At 71.2% G+C, this 22538-nt stretch carries 18 protein-coding genes and 1 pseudogene; 10 read left to right on the top strand and 9 right to left on the bottom strand.

Translation table 11 applies throughout. From position 1 onward, the window contains the following. Window positions 1-81: 81 nt before the first annotated feature. The 3 genes from ABT254_RS08055 to ABT254_RS08045 form a co-directional block, all read right to left on the bottom strand. Window positions 82-1611 carry an FAD-binding protein gene (locus ABT254_RS08055; RefSeq protein ID WP_351465233.1) on the bottom strand — a complete coding sequence of 510 codons (1530 nt, stop codon included), beginning with the start codon at window positions 1609-1611 and terminating at the stop codon, window positions 82-84. A 109-nt stretch (window positions 1612-1720) separates the two neighbouring features. Continuing rightward, window positions 1721-3238 (bottom strand): APC family permease, encoded by a 1518-nt coding sequence (locus tag ABT254_RS08050; RefSeq protein ID WP_351465230.1) that lies wholly within the window; start codon window positions 3236-3238, stop codon window positions 1721-1723. 293 nt (window positions 3239-3531) lie between these two features. After that, on the bottom strand, window positions 3532-4224 hold the full coding sequence (locus ABT254_RS08045) for a hypothetical protein (protein ID WP_351465227.1): 693 nt from the start codon (window positions 4222-4224) through the stop codon (window positions 3532-3534). A gap of 115 nt (window positions 4225-4339) precedes the next feature. On the opposite strand from ABT254_RS08045, the pseudogene ABT254_RS08040 reads away from it, so the two are divergent. The 4 genes and pseudogenes from ABT254_RS08040 to ABT254_RS08025 all read left to right on the top strand — a co-directional run. After that, window positions 4340-4487 (top strand): annotated as a pseudogene (locus ABT254_RS08040) (DUF4291 family protein); the annotation flags it as partial. Window positions 4488-4753: 266 nt separating this feature from the next. Further along, a complete protein-coding gene (locus ABT254_RS08035; protein ID WP_351465224.1) occupies window positions 4754-6151 on the top strand; it encodes an MFS transporter in 1398 nt (465 codons plus the stop codon). Window positions 6152-6400: 249 nt separating this feature from the next. Further along, entirely contained in the window at window positions 6401-6604 is a 204-nt protein-coding gene (locus tag ABT254_RS08030) for a hypothetical protein (RefSeq protein ID WP_351465221.1), read from the top strand. Between the two features lie 114 nt (window positions 6605-6718). Next, the gene (locus tag ABT254_RS08025; protein ID WP_351465218.1) at window positions 6719-7453 is read left to right on the top strand and encodes an NAD(P)-dependent oxidoreductase; all 735 of its coding nucleotides are present in this window, start codon (window positions 6719-6721) and stop codon (window positions 7451-7453) included. A 238-nt stretch (window positions 7454-7691) separates the two neighbouring features. Here the strand turns inward: ABT254_RS08025 and ABT254_RS08020 are convergent, their stop codons facing one another. Continuing rightward, window positions 7692-8594 (bottom strand): NAD(P)-dependent oxidoreductase, encoded by a 903-nt coding sequence (locus ABT254_RS08020; protein WP_351465215.1) that lies wholly within the window; start codon window positions 8592-8594, stop codon window positions 7692-7694. Between the two features lie 155 nt (window positions 8595-8749). Between ABT254_RS08020 and ABT254_RS08015 the strand changes: the two genes are divergently transcribed. Continuing rightward, window positions 8750-9382, top strand: coding sequence for a TetR/AcrR family transcriptional regulator (locus ABT254_RS08015; RefSeq protein ID WP_351465212.1), 633 nt, complete (start codon window positions 8750-8752; stop codon window positions 9380-9382). Here the strand turns inward: ABT254_RS08015 and ABT254_RS08010 are convergent. After that, window positions 9361-9594 carry a hypothetical protein gene (locus ABT254_RS08010; protein WP_351465209.1) on the bottom strand — a complete coding sequence of 78 codons (234 nt, stop codon included), beginning with the start codon at window positions 9592-9594 and terminating at the stop codon, window positions 9361-9363. The two genes, ABT254_RS08015 and ABT254_RS08010, sit on opposite strands and share 22 nt — an antisense overlap. Before the next feature lie 401 nt (window positions 9595-9995). Here ABT254_RS08010 and ABT254_RS08005 point away from each other — a divergent pair, with 401 nt between their 5' ends. Continuing rightward, the gene (locus ABT254_RS08005; protein WP_351465206.1) at window positions 9996-10979 is read left to right on the top strand and encodes a hypothetical protein; all 984 of its coding nucleotides are present in this window, start codon (window positions 9996-9998) and stop codon (window positions 10977-10979) included. Beyond that, the gene (locus tag ABT254_RS08000) at window positions 10976-13030 is read left to right on the top strand and encodes an NACHT domain-containing protein (protein ID WP_351465203.1); all 2055 of its coding nucleotides are present in this window, start codon (window positions 10976-10978) and stop codon (window positions 13028-13030) included. The genes ABT254_RS08005 and ABT254_RS08000 overlap by 4 nt, the downstream gene beginning before the upstream one ends. Here the strand turns inward: ABT254_RS08000 and ABT254_RS07995 are convergent. Then, the gene (locus tag ABT254_RS07995) at window positions 12958-13692 is read right to left on the bottom strand and encodes a hypothetical protein (RefSeq protein WP_351465200.1); all 735 of its coding nucleotides are present in this window, start codon (window positions 13690-13692) and stop codon (window positions 12958-12960) included. The genes ABT254_RS08000 and ABT254_RS07995 overlap by 73 nt on opposite strands. A gap of 233 nt (window positions 13693-13925) precedes the next feature. Continuing rightward, window positions 13926-15011, bottom strand: coding sequence for a beta-glucuronidase AbsR1 (gene absR1 / locus ABT254_RS07990; RefSeq protein ID WP_351465197.1), 1086 nt, complete (start codon window positions 15009-15011; stop codon window positions 13926-13928). Between the two features lie 95 nt (window positions 15012-15106). Between absR1 and ABT254_RS07985 the strand changes: the two genes are divergently transcribed. Continuing rightward, window positions 15107-17020, top strand: coding sequence for a LuxR family transcriptional regulator AbsR2 (locus ABT254_RS07985; RefSeq protein WP_351465194.1), 1914 nt, complete (start codon window positions 15107-15109; stop codon window positions 17018-17020). Window positions 17021-17109: 89 nt separating this feature from the next. Here ABT254_RS07985 and ABT254_RS07980 read toward each other — a convergent pair whose 3' ends face one another. Together ABT254_RS07980 and ABT254_RS07975 are read right to left on the bottom strand one after the other, a co-directional pair. After that, window positions 17110-17610, bottom strand: coding sequence for a hypothetical protein (locus ABT254_RS07980; protein WP_351465191.1), 501 nt, complete (start codon window positions 17608-17610; stop codon window positions 17110-17112). 141 nt (window positions 17611-17751) lie between these two features. Continuing rightward, complete coding sequence (locus tag ABT254_RS07975; RefSeq protein WP_351465599.1) at window positions 17752-20316, bottom strand: CHAT domain-containing protein; 2565 nt, start codon at window positions 20314-20316, stop codon at window positions 17752-17754. Window positions 20317-20466: 150 nt separating this feature from the next. Here ABT254_RS07975 and ABT254_RS07970 point away from each other — a divergent pair, with 150 nt between their 5' ends. Both ABT254_RS07970 and ABT254_RS07965 read left to right on the top strand, forming a co-directional pair. Continuing rightward, window positions 20467-21903 carry a S8/S53 family peptidase gene (locus ABT254_RS07970; RefSeq protein WP_351465188.1) on the top strand — a complete coding sequence of 479 codons (1437 nt, stop codon included), beginning with the start codon at window positions 20467-20469 and terminating at the stop codon, window positions 21901-21903. A gap of 59 nt (window positions 21904-21962) precedes the next feature. After that, window positions 21963-22538 (top strand): RNA polymerase sigma factor, encoded by a 576-nt coding sequence (locus ABT254_RS07965; protein ID WP_351465185.1) that lies wholly within the window; start codon window positions 21963-21965, stop codon window positions 22536-22538.

Genomic DNA, 22538 nt, shown 5'->3' with positions numbered 1-22538 from the left:
GTGCCCGCCCGGGCGTCGACCTGCCCCGAACCGTTGACGACAGCACCGCCGACACACTGCGCCCGTTCCGCGACTACGGCACTAGGTCCCCTCAGCGTGCCCCGGTGTCGGCTGCCTGCTCGGGCCGGACGCGGGGGTTGAGAAGATGCCCTGGCCGGGCGCCAGGATCCCCCGTGGGTCGTACGTGTGCTTCGCCGACTCGAAGTGCGCCCAGGCCGGACCGAAGTGGGTGCGCCAGTCCGCGTGTGTGAACGGGATGCTGCCGACCGGGTACTGCGTGCCGCCGGCCGCCGCGGTGGCCTCGTAGACCTGGCGGTTGGCGGTGAGGAGACGGTCGACGGTGGCGGTGTCGTGCGGCGGGGTGGCGCGCAGGACCGCGAAGAGGTACGGGACGGGATCGTCGGGGATGCGCAGGAGGGGAGTGGTGAGGCGCTCGCGCAGGAGCGGGTACAGGAGGACGAGGCCGGGGCCCAGGTCGTCCGCGGTGAGCGCGTCCAGCACCTCGCCCGTGAGGCCGGCCGCGGACCCGCCGGGGAGCAGGAGGTTGAGCCAGGGGTGGGCGTACGTCCACAGGCCCGCCTCCTTGAGCTCTTCGACGCCGGGGGCGACCCGGTCGAGGAAGTCGTAGTAGGGGAGGTCGCACCGCTCGACGCCGGTCGGGTCGTGGCGCAGGCCGCGCAGCAGGACCGTGTCGTCGGGTGCGGGGCCGACGGGCGGGCCGTAGGCCACGGCCTCCAGGGTGTATGCGCGGAAGGCTCCGTCGGCGTCCGCCGAGACCTGGCCCTCGACGTACTCGAACCGGCCCTCGCCGGCCAGGGCGCGCTGGTCGTCGAGGAAGGTCCGCAGGTCGTCGTAGGGCAGCAAGTAGTGCCGTACGGTCTGCGGCGCGGGCAACAGGCGCAGGGTTGCGCCGACGATGACCGCGCACTGGCCGAGGCCGGCCAGGACGGCGTGGAAGAGGTCGGGGTGCCGGGTGGCGGAGCAGTGCACCGACTCGCCAGTGCCGGTGACGACTTGGAGTTCGCTGACGTTGTCGACCTGGGCGCCGTGCCGGTGGGTCTGGCCGCCCAGGCCACCCACGGACAGGGTGCCGCCGACGGAGAGTTCGAGATAGTCGGTGAAGACGGGCGGGGTGAGGCCGTGGGCGAGGGTGGCCATGGCGACCTCGCTCCATCTGGCGCCCGCCCCGACGGTGACCGTTGTGCTGTCCGGGGTGAGCGGGCCGATGTCCGCGAGGGTGGCGGTCTCGACGACCAGGCCGCCCTGGACCTGCGCCTGACCGTCGGTGGCATGCCCCTGGCCGCGCGGTGCGAGGGGCAGGCGGTGCGTGTGGCAGAAGCGGACCATGGCGACGACGTCATGGACCGCGCCGGGGCGCAGGACGGCGAGAGGACGCCGGTGCACGAGGTGGCCGAAGTCCTCGGAGGCGGCGGCGAGTGACGCCTCGTCGATGACGAGCGTCCCGTCGAGCGGGGGGATCTCCGCCAGGTCCGGGCCGGAGCCCGATCCGGTCACGGCCCAGCTCCGGGCGGCGGGGTCGAAGCCGACCACCGCCGCACCGGAGACGGTGAGCCCGCGCAGCAGGGCACGTCGTGACGGTGTGTGGGACATGGGCACAACCACCTCGCACGAAACTGGGGGTGATCAACGCCCTGTCATCCTAGGAGAGTTGGGCGCGCTGCGGTGGTGTGCCGTGCCGTCCGCGGGGGAGCGGATCAGGTCATTTCCCGGCGGCGAGTGCCGCGCGGGTCGGCTTGCCCAGGGCCCAGAACAGCACGCCCAGGAGCATGAACCCGGCGAGCGGGACGGCCTCCGTCAGCAGGTACTTCCAGCGCTCGGCGTGACTCCAGCCGTCCGGCGCGTAGTCGGATCCGAACCAGTGGTCGCCGAGTCCGGGGGCGACCAGCTGGACGCTGGCGAACAGGATGAGCACGGTGAGTACGACGCTGATGATGCCCGGGAAGGGCGCCTTGTACGGGCGGGGGACGTCCGGGGCCTTGCGGCGCAGTACCGCGAGCGCCGGGAAGATGCCCAGGTAGCTGACGAGCGTGGTGGAGACGGCGAGGCCGAGGACCGCGCCGAAGAGCTTGGCCGCGCTGCCGTGGGTCAGTTCGTGGGCCAGCACCAGGACGACGGTGGAGACCAGACCGCTGAGGATGTTGACCCGCACCGGGGTGCCGAAGCGGCTGGAGATGACGCCGAGGAAGCGGGGGGCTGCGCCGTCGTAGCCGGAGACGGCGAGGGCGCGGTCGGAGCCCATGATCCAGGTGACGCCGGAGGACAGCACCGTGAGGATGAACATGATCGCGGCGAAGTCGCCGAGCAGGCTGCCGGCGCCGCTGAGGGTGGCCGTGCCGTCGGAGGCGACGTGGCCGCCGTAGACGGTGAAGACCTGCCGGATCGCGTCGAGGAACCCGCCGAGGCCGGTGACGGCCTTGACCGGCAGGACGAGCAGGATGCCGAGGATCGGCAGTGCGTACAGCGCCACGGCTAGGGCGGCGCTGCGGAAGATGGCGAAGGGCACGTCCTTCTGGGCGTCGGTCATCTCGTCGCCGGCGGTGTTGGGCAGTTCGAAGCCGACGTAGTTGAACATCAGGACCGGCACCAGACCGACGAAGCCCACGTACGTCGGCGAGAAGTCACCGGCCCCGAAGCCGTGCAGGCCGTGCTTGATCCCGTAGATCACGACGGTGACGGTGAACAGGCCGAGGAGGACGAAACGGCTCCAGGCGCCGAGGGTGGGGATCCACTTGCCGACGTCGAAGGAGAGGATCGCGGCGAGGACACCCACCCACACGAACAGGAGGGTGAAGACGTAGAAGGCCGGGGTGCTCAGGTCCTTGCCGTCGTTGAAGAAGGTGGTGAAGGCCGTGACGGCGGAGACGGAGAGGGTGCCGCCCAGCCACACCGGGTTGGTGATCCAGTAGAGGAAGTTGTTGACGGCGCCCGCGAGGCGCCCGAAGGCCCGGCTGGTCCAGATGTAGGGCCCGCCCTCCTCGGGGAACGCGGCCCCGAGCTCCGCGGTCAGCAGCGCGGACGGCACGAAGAACACGAGAGCCAGCACGATCAGCCAGGTGAACGCCTCGGCACCGGACGAGGCCACCGTGCCGATGGTGTCCACGCCGACGATGGTGCACAGGAGGAAGAAGAGAATGTCGAAGCGGCCGAAGTGCTTGCGCAGCTTCTGCCGCTCCGTCTGGGCCGTTGCCGGCTCGGACGCTATCTGGCCAACGGTCACGGGAACTCCTGCGTGCGCGCGGGGTACGGGTGCGATTCGGCCAATGATCGACGCCACCGCACAACCGCACAAGCGTTCCTGTACAAGTCTTGACCATCGCCCGGGACGCCTTACCGCACCGGAAACCCAGCCGAAACATCTGACGTGGCAGGCATGGGGGCGTGCGGAGCAGTGACTCACTTCGCGTCCCACGCGTTCGGCCGTAGGGGCCCGTCCGACCGATTGACTACGCAGGGCGTCAGCCTTCCTGGAGCGGGGTTTCGGCCAAACCGTCCACAGAGCGCATGGCTCCCTCAGCCGCTCGCCTCGATTACAGACATGGCGACTTCGGGGGGCGAGAACAGCGGGCCGACGGGCACGGCGAGGTACCGGAACTCTCCGCCTGGTCCGTCCAGTTCGGAGTACGACTGCCAATCGAGGGGGTATGCACCCCTCAGCGTGCAGGTGTTGGCCTCGTAGGCGCCCTCGGCCCACAGCAGCGTGCCGGCAAGCTCCCGCCCCTGATGGATTCTGAACGCCTGATCCCGAGTCGGCCCGCGGCCTGCGCCTGGCGGAGCCCACAGGGAAGCGTCGTTGGTCAGCATGATGGCGAGACCGTTCTGGTCGGACCGTTGGCAGAAGCGCTCCAGCCTGGCTATGTCCCGCACGAAGTGCAGACGTGCGAGGTCCGCGGCGGCATGCCCCTTCAAGGCGTAGTCCTCGGGCGGAGTCCCCACCGTGCCCGTCCATCTCCGGGTGAAGTACTTGAACTCGATCGCGGTGCGGGTCGAGGGGCCGATGCAGAGGAGGTCCAGGTACTCGGCCTTGCCCTCCGCCCGCTGCGGCACCTCAAGCCTGGAGTGCACATCCGGTGACAGTTCCCACAGAGCCCGCGCGAAGCTGTGCTGAAGATCTGCTTCGGAGTGGAAGACCGGCCTGTGCCTACGCAGTTGCGCGATGACGTCGCCGAGCGAGACGCACCCAGCGACATCCCTGTTGCCGTCCATGGCCCCCCTGTTCACCCCGATGTCGAAGTGGTTCCTCCACAGTATGTGCAAGCCGCAGAGCCGGCGCGCGGCTGCTCGCGTGCCACAGCGGCTGTCCGACCTCACGCTGTACGCCATGGAAGAGCCGCAACGCGGGATTCGCGCGGCCCACTCGGAATCCACGATCACCGTGTAGCAGGCGTACCCCCGAGAAATCGGCCTGCCCGGCTGTCCGCGACGGACGTTTTCCCGCCGTCTGGAAGCGGGACCGGGTGACCTGGGTCATCAAGGAGCGTTTACAGCCCCTTCCGGAGCCCGTTCCGTCGAGGTCAACAGGTGGCCGCCGCCGGCCGCTTCCTGACGTGGCAGGCACAAACCCCGCCCCTCCGGCAGCGACGCACGCTCGGCCCCATTGCCCCGCGGGGGCGGGGTGAGCGGGGCGGACCGGTGATCCGACACTCTTCACAACGTCCGGAGAGCGACTGCTTGTTCCCTTTTCAGATGTGACATTTCGCCAGGTCAGCGGGCCTTTCGCCGCAGGCGGGACCCGGTGCATAGTCCCCGGGCGGTCAAGAGGCTCGCAGGAAGGGGATCCGGCACCTTGAGAACTGACAGGACGTCCGACCACACGTTGGACGACAACTCGCCGCAAGCACCGGGGCGACCTCGGGAGTCGGGACTGGTGACGCGTGGGCTACTGCCCGAGCGCGGACCGCGGCGGACACTGGCGCTGGCGACGTTCATCAACATGATCGGCAGCGGTCTCTTCATGATCGGCGCCGCATTGTTCTTCACCCGCTCGGTCGGGCTGTCGGTGACGCAGGTCGGTCTGGGCATGGGGGTGGCGGCCCTGGTGGGCCTGACAGCAGGTGTCCCTGCGGGGCGGGTGGCCGACCTGCGCGGGCCGCGGGAGACGTACCTGGCCGTCCAGTGCATGCAAGCCGTGGCCATGGCGGCGCTGGTGCTGGTGCATTCGTTCGGCATGTTCGTGTTGATCATTTCCTTCACCCAGCTCGCGTCCTCGGCCGGTGCCGCGGCCCGGGGCCCGCTGACGCGCGGCTTGGCGGGTACGAATCCGACGAAGTACCGGTCGTATCTGCGGGCTGTGGCCAATCTGGCCGGAGCGTGTGGCGGGGTCTTGGCTGGCGTGGTGGTGCAGATGGACACCCGAGGCGCGTACGTGATTCTGGTGCTGGCCAATGCCCTCAGCTTCCTGCTCTGCGCGGCCGTCGTGACCCGGCTGCCGCATCTGCCACCGGTGCGTGAGCGGGATTCCGCCTCCGACTCCGCCTCGGGGGAGTCTTCTCCGGGCCGTTGGCATGTGCTGAAGGACCGCCCCTACTTGGTGGTCACCGTGCTGGACTCGATTCTGTCGCTTCAGGGACATGTTCTGGTATTCGCGCTGCCGCTGTGGATCGTCGGGCACAGCGCAGCACCCCATTGGCTGGTCGGGCCGTGCGCGGTGGTCAACACGCTGATGGTGGTGGCGTTCCAGGTGCGGGCAAGCCGAGGGGTCGTCGACAACGTCTCGGCGGGGCGAGTCGCGGTCCGTTCCGGGGTGGCATTCCTGCTCGGCATGGCGGCAATATCGGTCACCGCGGGGGTGCCAGGATGGCTCGCCACCGTAATGATCATCGCCGGCGTCGTCGTGCACACGGTCGGTGAGCTGTGGCACGCGGCGGCCTCATTCGAGCTCAGCTTCGGGCTGGCGCCCGCCCATGCCCAGGGCCAGTACTCCGGGCTGAACGCCACCGGAACCGGCGTGGCGAGCTCCCTGGCCCCGTCAATTCTGGGCTTGTTCTGCATCACCTGGGGTGTTCCCGGCTGGCTGGCGCTGGGCGGCGTCTTCGTGCTGGCGGGACTGACGATGCCGTATGCGGTCCGGTGGGCCGAACGGGCACGTACAGCAGCAGCCGGAGAGAGCCGTTGCGCGGGGGGACTGCGCTGATCGGCGCCAAGTAGCGTCGCTCGCGTGGACTTTCATCTCAATCATGCGCCCGAGGGGCTGACGAAGCGGGCCCCACGGCCCAAGAACCCGGTTACCACAGCGGCACTGCCGGTCCCCAAGGCGCCAACGGCCGCGCCGAGCAGCGCCGCAAGTCCCGCATCCATGGCCCGGCAGCCTATAGCCTCATGTACCTGTCCGCCTGTTTCTTGGCGCACCGTCGAGGCGCTCTCAGAGCGCAGTCGCACCGCGATGACGGCATCGACGCCGTTGCCACCAGCTCTCGCCGGCGTCATGCATGACAAGGCCGCGGCAAAGGGAATCATCGTCACCACCGCCTGGTTCGGGAAGGCCCAAAACTGCGGCGGCGCGATCGGCATGGCGCATGCCCCGGGGAATTCCTGGTTCTGGCGGGCGAAGTGGGCAGCGTGGCGGACGGTTGGCCCGGTGACGTGAGTGTGACTTCCCTTCGGAAAGTGTCGTCCATGTCTCACCGGCCCTCTCCGGCGTCACACTCCGAGCCGTCTCGGCCCTCTTGTCGGCAGAACCGACTTGGAGAGGGGAAACCCAGTGAACATCGTCATCTTCGGGGCGAACGGAGTGACCGGGCGGCTGGCCGCCGAACAGGCGAGTGCCGAAGGGCACACAGTCACTGCCGTCACGCGCCATCCCGAGACCTTTCCGGTAAATGGGCCGCGGCTGCGGGTGATTGAGGCGGACGTGCTCGATTCAGCCGCGGTCGAACGAGCGGTGGCCGGGCAGGACGCCGTGATCTCGGCGCTCGGCGTCCCCTACGGCCGAGGCCCCGTCACCGTGTATTCCGTTGGCATCAGTCACATCACGCAGGCCATGACCAGGCACGGCATCCGACGCGTCGTCGGCGTGACCTCGACCGTGCTCTTCGGGACGGCGGCGCCCGGTGAGGGCTTTCTGTTCCGAAAGGTATTGGAGCCGTCCGTCGTACGTTTCATGGGGCGCACCGTGTACGACGACATGCGGCGCATGGAGGAGATCGTCCGCGAGACCGATCTCGACTGGACGATCATTCGCCCCGGCGGCCTGTTCGACAGGAACGCGGTCAGCGACTACCAGGTCGGGAGGGAACGCCTCCCGGGCCGGTACACCGCGCGGGCCGACCTCGCGCACGAGTTGCTGCGGCAGGCCGTCGACGACCGGGATGTGCGCGCCTTCATCGACGTACGCACCACGCAGGACACCCCGAGCTTCCTCGACCTCATCCGCAACGAGGCGTTCAGCGGCAAGGGCGAGAAGAACGGGGGCACGAAGGGGCGCGTTCGTGGCTGACGACCGGTTCATCCTGCTGGCGCCGGGTGGCGCCCGGCCGGGGCGAATTGCGTTGCCGCCCGCGTTCTGCGTCAAGGTACGCCGTCGCGGGAAAGGCTGTGAACGCGGCTTGACCTGGGTCACGAAGCCGCGTTCATAGACCACGACCGTTCTACTGGCGGCATCCGGGCGCTGGCTCGTCTACTCCACGTCGATGCCGTAGTCCTGGACGAGTTCTTCCAGACCGCCTGCGCCAGGCCTACGGGTCACATGGGTCACATGGCAGCACAGCCCCGCCGGACCGGGCCTCCAGTGCTCGCACCACGGCCACCATGTCCTCGCCCCCATGGCCCTGCGCCACCGTTTCGCCGAACAGGGCGTGGCAGACGTCGAGCAGCGGGGAGGCCACATCGGCCTTGCGGGCGGCTTCGGCGATCAGTCGGTTGTTCTTCAGGACGTCCGCGGCCGCCGCCTGGACGGCGAAGTCACGGTCCAGCAGTTTGGGCGCCTTCATCCGGGAGACGGCGCTGGCCATCGGGCCGGCGTCCAGGACGTCCCGCAGCAGCCGCGGGTCCAGCCCGTGCCGGTCGGCGAAGTGGAACGCCTCGGCCAGCCCGGTCACCAGGGTGATCAGGAACAGGTTGACCGAGAACTTCATCAGCAGCGCACCCGGCACGGGACCGCAGCCGAACGTCTCCCGGCACATCGGCGCCAGCAGGGGGCGTACGGCCTGCACGGCGTCGTCGTCGCCCGCCAGCATCGCCACCAACTGCCCCTGTTCCGCCGGGACTCGGGACCCGGAGACCGGGGCCTCGACATAACGCCCGCCCGCACCGTGGACGGCCTCCCGCAGACCGGACGAGTGCTCCGCGGAGGTCGTGCCCATGTGGACGACGGTGTGCCCGGCGACCCGCGCGGCGAAGTCCGGGGTGCCGCGCCCCAGGACCGCGTCGACGGCACTCTCGTCGGCCAGCATCAGGATCACAGTCTCCGCCCGGTCGAAGACCTCGGCGGGACCTGCCGCGATCCGGGCTCCCGCGGCGCGCAGTGGTTCGCACCGGGACGGGGTGCGGTTGAAGACGACCAGAGGTGTCCCGGCGCGGGCGAGGTTGAGCGCCATGGGCTGCCCCATGACCCCGAGGCCGACGAAACCCACGTACACGATGTCCCACCGTCCTGGCCGATACCGATCCCGTCGACGCGGAGGCCGGCTGCCGCCGCCCCGACTATGACAGCGGTCATAGTAGCCCGCACTATGACGGCGGTCATAGAGTGCGGGGAGTCGTCGATGCACGGAGCGGTGGGAGGAGACCGAGGATGACGGCGGCACAGGCACCGCGGCGTGGACCACGGGAGCGGATGGTCTTCGGTGCGGCCCAGCTCATCCGGCGCGACGGGGTCGCCTCCACGGGGATGCGGGAGGTCGCCGCGTATGCGCAGGCGCCACGCGGTTCGCTCCAGCACTACTTCCCCGGCGGCAAGGAGCAGCTCGTCAACGAGGCGGTGGGCTGGGCCGGGAGATACGCCGGCAACCGCATCGACCGCTTCCTCGCCGCGCTGCCCACGCCGACCCCCAGCGGGCTGTTCGCCGAGATGGTCCGCCAGTGGACCGACGAGTACGAGACCGCCGGGTTCGCGGGCGGCTGCCCGGTGGCCGCCGCCACGGTGGACTGCGCCGAGTCGACCGCGTCGACCCGGGAGGCCGCGGCCGCCGCGTTCGGCACCTGGACCGGTGCGATCGCCCGGGCCCTGACGGACATGGGCGTACCCGAAGACCGGGCCGGGGCGCTCGCCACGCTCATGATCTCGGCCCTGGAGGGGGCGATCCTCATCGCCCGCGCCGAGCAGCACACCCGCGCCCTGACGAACGCGGCCCGGGAACTGGGCCCCCTCCTCGACGCGGCGGTGGTCAAGGACGGCGCCTCGGCTCACTCCTCCCAGTCGAGCTGATGCTCGGGCGTCCCCACCGACCGCCGGTACGCGATCGCTTCGGCGCGCCCCGCCTCGTCCCCGCGCCGATACCGGCTGATCCGATATGCGGCTGCCGCCGCGTGGGCTTCCGGGCGAAGACGACCACGCGCTCGTCCCCCCGCGGTGAAGTCCGCGTACCAACCGTTCTCCGGCTCCAGCGCTTCGGCGAGCGCCTGCGCGAGGCCGCTCACGTCCTCACTGTCGGTCTCCCACTCGGCGAGCGTCCACGACCCGGGCTGCGCGGGGCTCGCGCTTGCCGAGACGTCGAGCCGGGTGACATTGCGCAGACGTAGCCCGGGCGGCTGGAAGACCGCTCCGGATCGCAGGCTCTCGCCGATGACGTATCCGGTGATGGGTGATCGACACTCATGCCTCGAAGCTACCGGCCGCCACTGACACTCGCCGCGCCGCCAACTGGCCGATCGCGTCGGCGTGTTGCTCGGCAGGCCGACTCCCGCCCGTCGGGCGTGGACGGCGAAAAGGCGAGCTGAACACCCGAACACCAGAACGTGCAAAGTCCTCACTCACAAGAGCATTTACCGCTTCGTCGGCTTGTGGGACGCTCGGATTCCTCGGACGGGGGGAGCGGGGGATGGGGCAGCGGATCGCGGAGCTCGGCGCGCTCCTTCGCTCACTGAGGATGGCCACCGGGTTACCCTCGGCCGCCCTTGCCGCGTACCGCTCCTTGCCCGGCCTCGCCGAGGCGTACGAGCAGGTCGTCGCTCCGGTCCTGGCCGACACGCTCACGGACCCAAGAGGGCGCGACCGGGTCGATCGGTCCCTGCGCGCGATGAGCGCGAAGTTCGGGCTGGCCATGCTCGGTTACGCCCGTTTGACCGGATGCGCGCCCCAGCTCGACGTCGCCGTACTGGCCGGAGGGGTGACGAGGCTCTACGACGATCTCATCGACGGTGACGTCGACCTCTCGGCCGACGCCCGCCTCGCGGACCTCCTGGGCAACCGGCATTTCGTACCGGGCACGGAAGTCGAACTGCTCCTGGGGCGGATGGTGTACGAGATCGAGGGCAGACTCGGCCACACTCCCGACGAGTCCGTCTTCATGGCTCTCACCTCGCTGCACGAGTATCAGGTCCTCTCCCGCCGCCAGCGCGAGCCGAACGTCCCCGTCGACGTACTGGAGAAGATCACCCGCGGGAAGGGCAGTGCGGCCAACCTGATTCTGTGCGGCATCGTCAAACCCGGCCTGAACCAGGTCGAACGCGAACTCGTCATGGATCTGGGCGAGGCTCTGCAGTCCCTCGACGACTACATGGACATCGACCTCGACCGGGACCACGGCGTGACGACCCTCGCCTCCCTCGGCGTCGTCACCCTCCCACACATAGCGGGACGACTGCGCGTCATGCGGCCACGGCTCGTGTCGTGTTACGGCCGGCGGGCCGCCGGGCCGTACTGCGGGATGCTCTACTTCCTGCTTCTCAAGTCGTGGGTGGGCCGCAGGTTACCCGTCCTCGGCCGGCTGGTCCGTGGGCCCGCCCGCAAGTCCGCAGTGCTGGCCTTCCTCTCGCGCGGAGAGGACGCACTGCCGGCGGCCGGACCGGAGACGCCGGCATGAGGGACGAGCGAGCGTTGAAGGTATTCGTCTTCACCCTGCTCGGCGTCATCCTGGTGGCCACGGTCCTGGTGGCTGTCAGGGGGCTGATCGAAGGTGACCTCAAACCGCTGGACCTGTGGGTCTCCCTCATCCCCGCCGTCCTGACCATCGCCACCATCGTGACGGGCTATCTCCAGAGCAGTCGTCGTGCGCCCGTCACTGCGGAAGAGGCGGCGTCGGCGCTGGCGCGGAAGGTGGCCAAGGAGACCAAGTCGGAGAACAGCTCCCGCGGCCTCCTCGCGGAGCGGCGGATGGCCGTGCGCTGGCGGCGCCGGCCCGGCTCAGAGCGGATCTCGCGACTGTCCGCCGAACTCCCCGACGAGGGCGTACTGAACCAGTTGACCGGCGCCGTCGCCCGGCACGCCCGTGAGGGCGAGCTGTGCCGCCTGGTGGTGACCGGTGACCCGGGAGCCGGCAAGACGGCCCTGGCCATGGTGGCGACGATGGAACTCGCCGAACAGGCCGTACCCACGGTGCCCGTGCTCTTCCCGTTCTCCGCCTGGGACCCGGCGCGTCGGCTCGTGGACTGGATGACGGACGAGCTCACCACCGCCCATGCGGTCGTCGCGGGCAAGCCGCACGGCAGACGGATCGCCGAGGAACTCGTCCGGCACCATGTCCTGCCCGTTCTCGACGGTCTGGACGAGGTCTCCGATCCCGCCGCCGCTCTCAGACGCATCGAGGAGGAACTGGAGGGCCGGTCGTTCGTCCTGACCTGCCGGACCGACTCCTTCGCCGAACTGGACGGCGGCCGAACCCTGAACGAGGTGCTGGTCGTACAACTCCAGCCGCTGCGGGCGGACGAGGCCCGCAGTGTCCTGCAGACCTCCGCCAGGCCCAGCCACGCCGCACCTCTGATCTCCGTCCTCGACGCCGAGCCGACCGGGCCGGTGGCACGGGCGTTGCAGACACCGTTCATGCTCTCCCTAGCCCTGAAACTCGGGGGCTCCCTTCCCGCCGAACTCCTCACGGCCACGGGCCCGGAGGCCGAGGAACGCATCAAGCGGTATCTGCTCGGGGCCTTCATCACCCGTGCCTACGGGCCCTCTTCCTACGATGTCGACGAGGCCCGCGGCCATCTGGCCTTCCTCGCCCGGCATGTCGACCCGGCCACCGGCAGGCTGGCCTGGTGGCGGCTGCACAGCGCGGTGCCACGGGCAGTGTTCTTGACGCTCGCCGTGGTCAACGCGGCCATCGCCTGCTCGGGAGCGGCGATCGTCATGTTCTCCCTCTTCCGACGCCCCTGGTGGGGTCTGTGGATCGGGCTCGGAGCCGCGCTGATCGGCGCGTTCGTGGTGGAGCTGGTGCCACCGGACGATCCACGCCGTGCCAAGCCGCGTCTGAGGTCCGTACGGCCGCCCACCACACACGCCCTCCAGCGTGTCCTCGGCTTCGGGGCGGTGGGCGGCGCCGCCTGCGCCGTGATCGTCTGGCTCCTGTACGAGAAGCCGCAGTACGTCGTCATCGGCGGCGTGCTCAGCGGCATCACCTTCGCCGCCGCCCGGTACTTCAGCGAACCGAGCGACCCGATGGAGGCCGTCACCCCCGTCGCCCTGCTGCGCTCCGACCGTTCCATGGTGCTCTACTCCTGGCTGGTCGGTGCCATCCCCGGGGCGCTCACCGGCGCCTACCTCGGTGCGTCGCTCAAAAGCGGGCGGCGCACCCCGCAACTCGACGACGTGTCACTGATCGACAAGCTCCCCATCGCGGTCGAGGCGCTGATGGGCGCGGCCGGCGGAGCGCTGCTGAGTGCCACCGGGCTCGGCATGATGGCCATCGGCTCCAGCTCGTGGGGGCGGTTCGTGGCCACCCGCGGCTGGCTCGCCCTGCACGGCCGTACGCCGCTGCGGCTGGTGGCTTTCGTGGAGGACGCCCGTAAACGAGGTGTGCTGCGGCAGATGAACGGCTATTACGAGTTCAGCCATCGCCAGTTGCAGCGTCACCTGGCCGGACCGGTACGGGCCGTCGCTTCCGCGGCTGATACCAGCACCGGCCCCGACAGCACCCAGTAGGCCTGCCGGGCAGGCCACCGGCCGGTGTCGGGCAGCGGCAGATAGCACGCCTCAGGGAAGCGGACCCAGGCGTGGGGGAGTCCGGGGCCCGCGGGCAGGAGCTCCAGCTCGGACAGCCCTCTGCGTACCTCGGCGACCGCTCTCAGCTCGCCACAGTGGGCGGCGCAGACGAACTGCAGCAGGGCCTGCGAGAAGGTCCCGCTGTCCTGCTCCCGCTCCCTTCGGCCGAGCAGCTCGCCGACCTCGTCGCCGCTGGTCAAGTCGTAGACCCGGGGCGGGCCCGGCACATCGTCGGCGTGGACGGCGCAGCGCAGCAAGGGAAAGTCGTGCCCGCGCAGGGCGACGGTCTGCTCGGTCAGCCAGCGCCGCTCGTACGCATGCTGAAGGCGCTCGAAGACGACCAGGAGGAGCGACCGGGCCAGCACGGCCGTCCCGAACACCATCGCGCACGCCAGGGCGGCCACTCTGAGGGACGGCACCAGCAGCCCCACCATGGCCATGGCGAGCGGCACCACCGCCCACCCGACGCCGACGAGCTGGGCCCCCGCGAACTCCGGCTCCCTCAGCCCGGTGCCGTAACGCCGGACCGCCCGCTTCGGCCCGCGCAACGGCGCCAGCGGAATGGCCGCTTCGGGCCCCAGCAGCTCAGGCTCATGGCTCATGGCCGCACCCGCCCGCCTTCCGTCGACACCCACCCGTGAGGTACCTACCCCGTGAAGCTACTACGGGAGCGTGGACGAGACAGGGCGCCGATGCGCGACCCCGCAGGACGTGCGCCACGGACGGGACGACATGGGTCGGGGAACGGTTCCCTCCCCCGAAGGTACCGTTCCCCGACCGCTCCCCCGGCGCCGGACTGTCGGCCGGCTGACCGCGTGGGTGCGGATCTGTGCTGTCACCAGCACATGACCGCTGTTTCCCCCGGTCCCCACGCGGAGTACAGGCGTACTCGGACGAAGTAGCGGCGGCCCTTGACGAGCCGGGCCTTGATGGTGGCGTTGTGCGGTGCTCCGCCGTCGTCCCGGCCGGCGAGGTAGCGGGGTTCCCCGTCCCGCTCCTCGAAGACCACGACGACGCAGTCGCTCGCGCCGAAGGTGCCGATGGTGTACTCGCGGGTCTCGGGCGGGTCGACGGTGAAGTCGGCCTGCTCGCCGGGGCCGAGGCTCAGCGGCGCGGAGCGGAAGGGCACCAGCATCGGCGGCCTCGGAACGTCGGCCGGCGGGTACCAGCGCAGCACGAACTCCTTGTCGGCCGGTGAGAGCGTGCCGGGCGGGTGCAGGCCCCCGCGGAACTGCTCCGGCTCCAGGATCAGCCCGTCCTCGAACGGATACTCCATGATCGACTGCGGGTCCCAGACGGAGCCGTTGACCTCGTCCGCGTCGAGCTTGCGCAGGATGTTGAAGTACGTCCTGTCCCGGCTCCAGAAGTTCGGCGGGCCCGCCAGCTCGGCGTAGACGGCCTCGTCGTCCCAGTGGATGCCGGCGAACGGGCTCTGGTGCTCGTGCAGCATGCCGAGCGCGTGCCCGATCTCGTGCAGGGCCGTCGCGCGCTCCCCGGGCGCGGTCAGGTCCCAGCCGAAGTTCATGGTCCGTTCGTTCTGCCCGGCCTGCAGACAGTCCTTGCCCACCATCGACCAGGAACCGTCACCGAGCTGGAACCCGATGCGCAGCTCGGCCTCCGAGCGGTCGCCGACCTCGACGAAGGACACGCCGATGCCGAGGCCCTGCCACTCCCGGAAGCACTCGCGCACCACGTCCCGCTGCTCCTTGGCGCCGACCCACGACACCCGGCGGGACTGCCCGGTTCCCGGTACGGGAATGACCGACCCGTCGGTGTCGCCGTCGAAGAACCAGTAGTGCAGCACGGTGCCGTTGACCCACATCGACCGTCCGCCGATGAGCGCACTGAGCCGCTCGGCGGTCAGCCCCGGTGTGAAAGCGGGGGCCGACTGCTGCGCGAGGGAGCAGTAGCGTCCGGTCATGCGCACAGGTTGCCGTGGGCGGGGTCACAGGCGCCTGAGTCGAGGGCTACTCAAGTCACCCTGTATCAGGGTTGAGTACTCGCGCTCATACTCCCGTGACGACTTTCGAACGCGACGCGAAGGCCCTTGAACTGCCCTGGCAGTTCACCGGACGTGAGGACGAGCTCGAGCTGATCCGCCGCTCCCTGACCGCGGGCCGGCACGGCATCGTGGTGACCGGCCCGGCCGGCTGCGGCAAGACCCGGCTGGTCACCGAGGCCGTGCGGGGCAGCGACCGCACCCGGGCCGCCGGCACACCCGAGACCCGGCACATCCCCTTCGCCGCGTTCGCCCACCTGCTGCCCGAGGCGGTCTCCCTGCACCGGGCGGTCCAACTCCTTTCCGGCGTACGGCTGCTGGTGGTCGACGACGCGCACCTGCTCGACGACGCCTCGGCCGCCCTCGTCCACCAGCTGGCCGTGCACGGCCGCACCCGCCTGATCGTCGTCGCCGCCGACGGCGGCCCGTACCCCGGCGCGATCTCCCGGCTGTGGACCGGCGAGCTGCTGCCGCGCCTCGCTCTGGAGCCGCTGCCCCGCGAGGAGACCGAACAGCTCCTCGCGGCGGGCATCGGCGGCAGCCTGGAGCCGCTCACTCTCAACCGCCTCCACCACCTGTGCCAGGGGGATCTGAGGCTGCTGCGCGAACTGGTGGACGCGGTGCGCGAGCACGGTCTGCTGACCCGCCTGCTCCCGGACACGGAGGAATGGGCGTGGCGGGGCCCGGTACCGGTGACGGCGACCGTCCGCCGGCGCACCGCCGAGCTCCTCGAACGCCCCGGCCCCGACGAGCGGCAGACGCTCGAACGCCTCGCCTTCGCAGAGCCCCTGCCCCTGCACATGGACGACCTCGATCTGCGGATCCTGGAAAACCTCGAGGCCGACGGCCTGATCCGCATCGACGACCAGGGAGACCCGGGCGACCAGGGCACGGTCCGCCTCGCCCACCCCCTGCACGGCCCGGTGCTGCGCGCCGCGGCCGGCAGGCTCCGGGCGCGGCGGCTGGCCCGTACCCCGGCCCAGTGCGCCGCGGCCCTCGCCGCCGAGTCCGCCGCGCTGACCCGCCGGATCGAGCAGGCGGACGTACGGCCGCTGCCGACGCCCGTGGGGGAGTGGCTCGCACAGGAGGGCGCACCGGTTCCCGCCTGGTACGCGGTCTTGCGGGCGAGGTTCTCGCGGCTTCGGGGGGAGCTGCGGGAGGCGGCGGCCTGGGCGCGGGAGGGGCTGCGGGACGCCTCGGGGGACGCGTCCTGCCGCACCGAACTCGCCCTGGCCGCCGCACAGTCGGGGGACGCGGCGACCGCCCAGGAGGCCATGGCGGGCTGCCCGGACCTGGAGGAGCCGTCCGCCTGGCTGCTCGCGGCCCGCGGGGACATGGACGGGGCGCTCGCGGCGATCGGCGAGTCCACCGACGGCATGGTGCAGAGGTACGGCGACGGCAGTGACCGTATGGCCGCCGGCTCCGACAGGGCGTTCGCCCTCTACGACGCCGTACGCCTCGGAGCCCCCGAGAAGGTCGCCGAACGCCTCCCGGCCGACGGCGTGTTCGCCCAGCATGCCGAGGCGCTGGCCCGTGGGGACGGTCCGGCGCTGGACCGGGCCGCGGAGGCGCTGGAGGAGCGCGGGTTCCTGCTGTTCGCGGCCGAGGCGCACGCGCAGGCCGTACGCGCGCACCGCGACCCGCGCGCCGCACGCACCTCACGCACGCGTGCCGTCGCCCTGGCCCGCCGCTGCCAGGGCGCCCGCACCCCCGCCCTCTCAGGGCTGGTCCTGGGCGAACTGACCGCCCGCCAGCGGCAGATCGTCACCCTGGCGGCGGCGGGCCTGAGCAACCGCCAGATCGCGGAACAACTGACGCTGTCCATCCGCACCGTGGGCAACCACCTCTACAGCGCCTACGCCCGCCTCGGCGCCAGCGACCGAGGCGCCCTGCCGTGCCTCGTGGAACTGCCGAACGCGCAGCCCGCCTGAGCCGCGCCCATGAACCGGCGGTCTGACCCCCAGTATTCGGGGGAGGGGTCAGGCCGCCGACCGCTGCCGTGCAGACCGGGCGTGTCCCGTCAGGCGTACTTCCAGCGCCACGCGTTCGAGCTGTACGTGCACTTGATCGGCGTGCCGCCCGCGGTGGTGGTGACGGCCCCATGGTCGCTGTTGCGGCAGAACTGTCCCGCCGAGTAGCAGTTGCCGGAGTTGGATTTGATCGAACAGGTGGCCACGCCGCTGCTGCCGCTGTTGCTGCTGGTGTTGCTGCCGGTGCCGGCGGCTTGGGCGGCGGCGGTTCTGGTGACGGTGACCGTGGGGCCGGGCTTGGCCTTGGCCTTGACGGTTTCGGTGACCGTCGGACCGGGCTCGGGTGTGGCCGTCACGGTCGCCGTGATCGTCGTCGCGGGCTTGACCTTGGCCTCGACGGGCTGCTTGCCGTCGTTCGCGGGGGAGGCGATGAGCGCGCCCGCGAAGAGGAGGCCCGCGCCGCCGAGCCAGACGCGCTTGCGCTTGCGCAGCGGACGGATGTCCGGCGGGCGTGGAGCCGGCGGTATGGGTGCCGTGTACGGGTTGGTCATCTCGTCCCCCCTGGGTGTTTCTGGAGGAGTGACCGTAGTGCCCTACAAGGCGGCATGTGAAGGATGTGTAAGGAGAGTGATCGTTCCGTGATTGTCGTCCTGGGCTGCCGAGTACAGAACTCGCCCTCGCGCGCTGCCGGTTCAGGCCGCCCCGAACGCCGTGAACGCCCACCCCGTCGCCTGGTGCAGTGCATCCCCCGGCAGTGAGGCGCGTGCGTCGCGCAGGGACTCGGCCAGGGACAGGCCCGCGCTCAGGCCCTTGTGCAGGGCGAGCATCAGGGGCACCACGGCGTGGTCGTTGACCGGTGCGCTGCTGGCCAGCACGCCCGCCGTGCCGAGCGGCAGCAGGGCGGTGACCAGGCCGAGGAGTTCGTCCGCACCGACCGAGGCGAGGCGGGCGGTGTCGCAGCTGGACAGGATGATCCGGTACGGGCTGCGGTCCAGGCGTTCGAAGTCGTGCACGATGAGCGGGCCGTCGGCCATCCGCAGAGCGGAGAACAGGGGACTGTCGGCGCGGAAGGTGCCGTGCGCGGCGATATGGGCCAGCGCGGCGCCGTCGAGCTCCTCCAGGACGCGCGGCACGCGCGCGTCGTCGTGTTCCAGGAGGGTCGGTCTGCCGTAGCGGTCGGCGAGTTCGGGTACTTCCGCGCCACCGGTGGCGAGCCCCGGTCCGCGCACCAGGACATGGCGGCCGCCGGGCGGCGGCTCGGTCTCGTGGGCGCGCAGCCAGCTGCTCGCCGACGGCGACACGCTCAGCACCCGCTCCCGCAGCGACGGCAGCAGCGCCCACGGCACGCGGTGCAGCCGGCTGGGCGGTACGACCACGACCGGACCGCTGCCCAGATGTGCGACGGCCGGGCCGAGCAGCAGGTCCTCCAGGCGGCGGCCCATCGCCTCGACCAGCGGAAGCCGTGCCTCCGCGCCCGGATGGGCCAGTCGGCGCAGCCCCGCCTGCACATGCTCGGCCTCGGCCTCGGCGTCGGCGAGCCGTGCCGCCTCGAACCGCCGTACCCGCCCCTGCCCGCACAGCAGCACCTGGACCCGTCCGTCGAGCACGGCGAGCTCCACCAGCCGCACCTCGCCCAGCCGTTCGAGCAGCCGCCCGGGCTCGAAGCGGTCCTCGGTGCCGGGCGCGTCGCCGCGCATGTGCAGGGTCCGGGAGCGGATCTCCCGCTCCAGCCGCCGCTGTTCACGCTCCAGGGCGGGGATCGGGCGGCCGTCGCTGCGGGCCTCCTCCGCGCGGGCGGCGATCTCCCGGAACGCGGTCAGGTTGCCGAGCAGGGCCGGGTCGGCGGGCGGTCGGGTGGGCGGGGTGGACAGGACGGTGGCCCGCCAGCGTTCGCTCCACGTCAGCAGCCGACGCGGACTGCCCGAGTCGAGGCTGGCCCGCTGGGCCAACGCGGCCAGCTCCGCGCCCTGTTCGGTCGCGCGGGCCCGCAGCTCGGAGGCGCCCAGCGTCATCCGGTGGTCGTCGAGCACGTCGAGACCGCGCCGGCACGCCTCCAGGACACCCCGGCCGGAACCGGCGGCCCGCGCGCGCAGCGCCTGCGCTGCCCAGCCGGTCATCCGCGCCAGCGGCGGCCCGCTGTGCCGGCTGCGGGCGGCGACGGCCAGATGCCGCTCCGCGTCCGCCGTCCAGCCCAACGAAAGGGCGATCCGGCCCGCGAGCAGCGAGGCCTCCGGGGCGGCCGGCGCGCCGAAGGAGGCGAGCCGTTCGGCCACCGCCGCCGCATCCGCGACCAGGCGTCCCGAGCGGCGCCCGGCGGCCACCCGCGCCTCGATCAGCACCAGCCGGGCATGCGTCTCCCACCAGCTGCGCCGCTGCCCGGCGAACAGCCGTACTGCCAGCGCCGCGCGCGCGATCGCGGTGTGCGGATCGCCCGCGAGACGGGCCGCACGGGCCGCGACCAGCAGCAGCTCGGCCTTGCGGGTGGACTGCCCGCCGATGCCGTCGAGCGCCCCTATGGCGGTGTCCGCCTCGGCGAGCGCCTCGCGGGCGAGCCCGGCGGCCATCAGCACCTCGCAGCGCCGGATGTAGAGCATGAACGACGGTGTGCCCAGCTTGGCGTAGCGCTCCTCGGCCTCGTCCAGCAGCCGCAGCGCGAGGGGGATGTCGCCGGAACGGAACGCGGCCAGCCCCCGGCTCTCCACCACGTCCGCCTTGTCGTGCTCCTGGCCGGTGGTGTCCCACTGCGCGTGCGCGGCGGTGAAGTCCGCCTCCGCCCGGTCCACCGCGCCGAGCGCCAGATGCACCGTGGCCCGCAGGGTCAGCGCCCGCGCCGTCCAGATGACGTCGTCCGCCTGCCGCAGCACCGGAATCGCCCGGCGTACGTCCTCCAGGGACTCGCGGTGCCGGCCCAGCACCCAGGAGGCGTAGGCCCGCCGGTACAGGACCCGCGCGCGGGTGTGACCGGTGCTGACCGAGACACCCCGCTCCAGCGCCTCCAGGCCCTGCCGGGTGCGGCCGGAGTGCACCAGCGCCACGCCGAGGGTGGCCAGGATGTCGCCCTCCCGGTCGGGTGCCTGGGCGCGCGCGGCCAGATCGCGGGCGCGGCGCAGATGGTGCAGCGCGATCCGCATGTCGCCCCAGTCCCGCTGCCAGATGCCGATCACCTGGTGCGCGACGGAGGCGCGCCACGGCGTCGGATCGCCGTCCAGCACGGCCTGTGCCCGCGCCAGAGCCTCGCCCGGGTCGGCGAACACCATCGGCAGCAGTTCGAGAACCGAGTCGCTTCCCGCTGTCACTCAAAGGATGGTAGTGGCCCGTGGTTGCGCCCCACACCGGTTTGGCGCTGTATCAATAGACGGCTCGGCGACTCTGATTGACGACTGTCGCCTCAAGGGGGAGGACACGCCATGGCACCTCAGCGATTCCACGAGCAGTTCGACCAGATCCAGCGTTCCATGCCCGACGTCGCCCTGGCGCTGGGGCCCGACGACGCGGCGGAGTTCATCTACGAGAAGGGCGTGGTCCTGGCCCGCGACGGTGAGGAGGCGCGGCTCGTCGAGGACACCGTGCGCGGCCACTTCACCGAGGCGACCGGACTGACCGCCGACCATGTGCAGCGGGTCAGCCCGGAGACCAACCGCTCGGGCATCACCCGTATCCAGGTCGGCGACCCCGGCCACGGCGACCGGCGCGGCGACCGCGCGGTCGCGCACGCCCTGCGGGCCATGCGCGAGCACGAGGCACGCGCCGAGCGCCGCCTGGTCAGCCGCAACCACGTGGTGTCGATCGCGGTCAACTCCTGTCCCGGCGACGAGCCCGTGCCCGCCCCGCTCACCCAGGGCACCAACCCGGCAGCGGCCGAGGCCGGTTACGACGCGGACACCGCCGTCGGCGTGCTGGTCATCGACAACGGCCTCACCCACGACTACGGCCTGGTGCCGCTGCTCGCCCACGTCCAGGGCGACCTGCACGGCACCGAGACCGACGCACAGGGCAACCTCCTGCAGTACGTCGGCCACGGCACGTTCATCGCGGGCCTCCTCGCGGCCGTCGCACCCAACACGGACATCACCGTGCGCAACACCCTCAACGACGCCGGGGCGATCCTGGAGGACCAGTTCGGGCAGCGGCTCTTCGACGCCGTCGACGAGCACGGCTGGCCGGACGTCATCAGCCTCTCCGCCGGCACCTCCAACGGCCGCGACGACGGCCTGCTCGGCGTGCAGAGCTTCATGCAGGAACTGCGCGGGCAGCGCACCCTGCTGGTCGCTGCCGCCGGCAACAACTCCAGCGCGTCGAAGTTCTGGCCCGCCGCCTACGCCGACCTGCCCGACTACGAGGACGCCGTGCTGTCGGTCGGAGCGCTGCGCAGCGACGGCGAGTTCGGCGCCTGTTTCTCCAACTACGGCTCCTGGGTGAAGGCCTACGCCCCCGGAGAGCGGCTGACCAGCCCGCTGACCGGATTCGACGCACCCGTGCCCTACGTCTATCAGCACTCCACCTACGAAGAGTGCCGGTACCACTTCACGTACGCGTGCACCTGCCAGTACCCGCGGCACACCGGCGTGCTGAGCACCGCGGGCACCCCCACCGCCGGCAAGGCGGACCAGGTGATGTTCGAGGGCTACGCCCACTGGAGCGGCACCTCGTTCGCCGCCCCGGTCGCCGCGGGCATGGTGGTCGCCTACATGAGTGCCAACAAGCTGGGTGATGCGCGCGCCGCCCGCAAGAAGCTCCTCGCGGAGACCGGGGCGTACGCGGAGGTGCGCGGGGCGCATGTGCCGGCGCTGCGCCCGCCGACGTGGCGCCCCACGCCCGTCACGCAGCTGGCACCTCCCGCATGAGGTCCGGAACGGTCCCCTCCACGGCGTACGATGACTTGCCGTACACGAGGGGTGGGGCCGTGGACCGAGCACATGTCGGCGCGTTGGTCCAGTCCGCCGTCGACGGCGACGCGGCGGCCTGGAAGGCGCTCGTGGAGGGGCTGAGCCCACTGGTGTGGTCCGTCGTGCGCGCGCACCGGCTCTCGGACGCCGACGCGCACGAGGTGTACCAGACGGTGTGGTTCCGTTTCGCCCAGCACCTGGGGCGCATCCGCGAACCCGACAAGGCCGGGTCGTGGCTGGCCAGTACCGCGCGCCACGAGTCCCTGAAGGTCCTCAAGAGCTTAAGGCGGCTGACGCCGACGGACGATCCGCAGCTGCTCGACCGGGTCAGTGAGGACCGTACGCCCGAGCAGTCGTTCCTCGACCTGGAGGAGGCGGCCGCCGAGACCGAGCGCATCCGGCACCTGTGGCAGGAGTTCGAGGAACTCGGCGATCGCTGCAGGCAGTTGCTGCGCGTCCTGATGGCCTCGCCGCCGCCCAGCTACCAGGAGGTGTCCGCGGCGCTGGGCATCGCCGTGGGCAGCATCGGGCCGCTCCGCCAGCGCTGTCTGCGGCGCCTGCGGGCACGACTGGAAGCACGGGGAGCGGTGTGA

This window comes from Streptomyces sp. NPDC001137, assembly GCF_040298885.1.
Lineage (GTDB): Bacteria > Actinomycetota > Actinomycetes > Streptomycetales > Streptomycetaceae > Streptomyces.
Note: the sequence above shows the minus strand (reverse complement) of the source record. Positions and strands in the feature narration are given on the sequence as shown.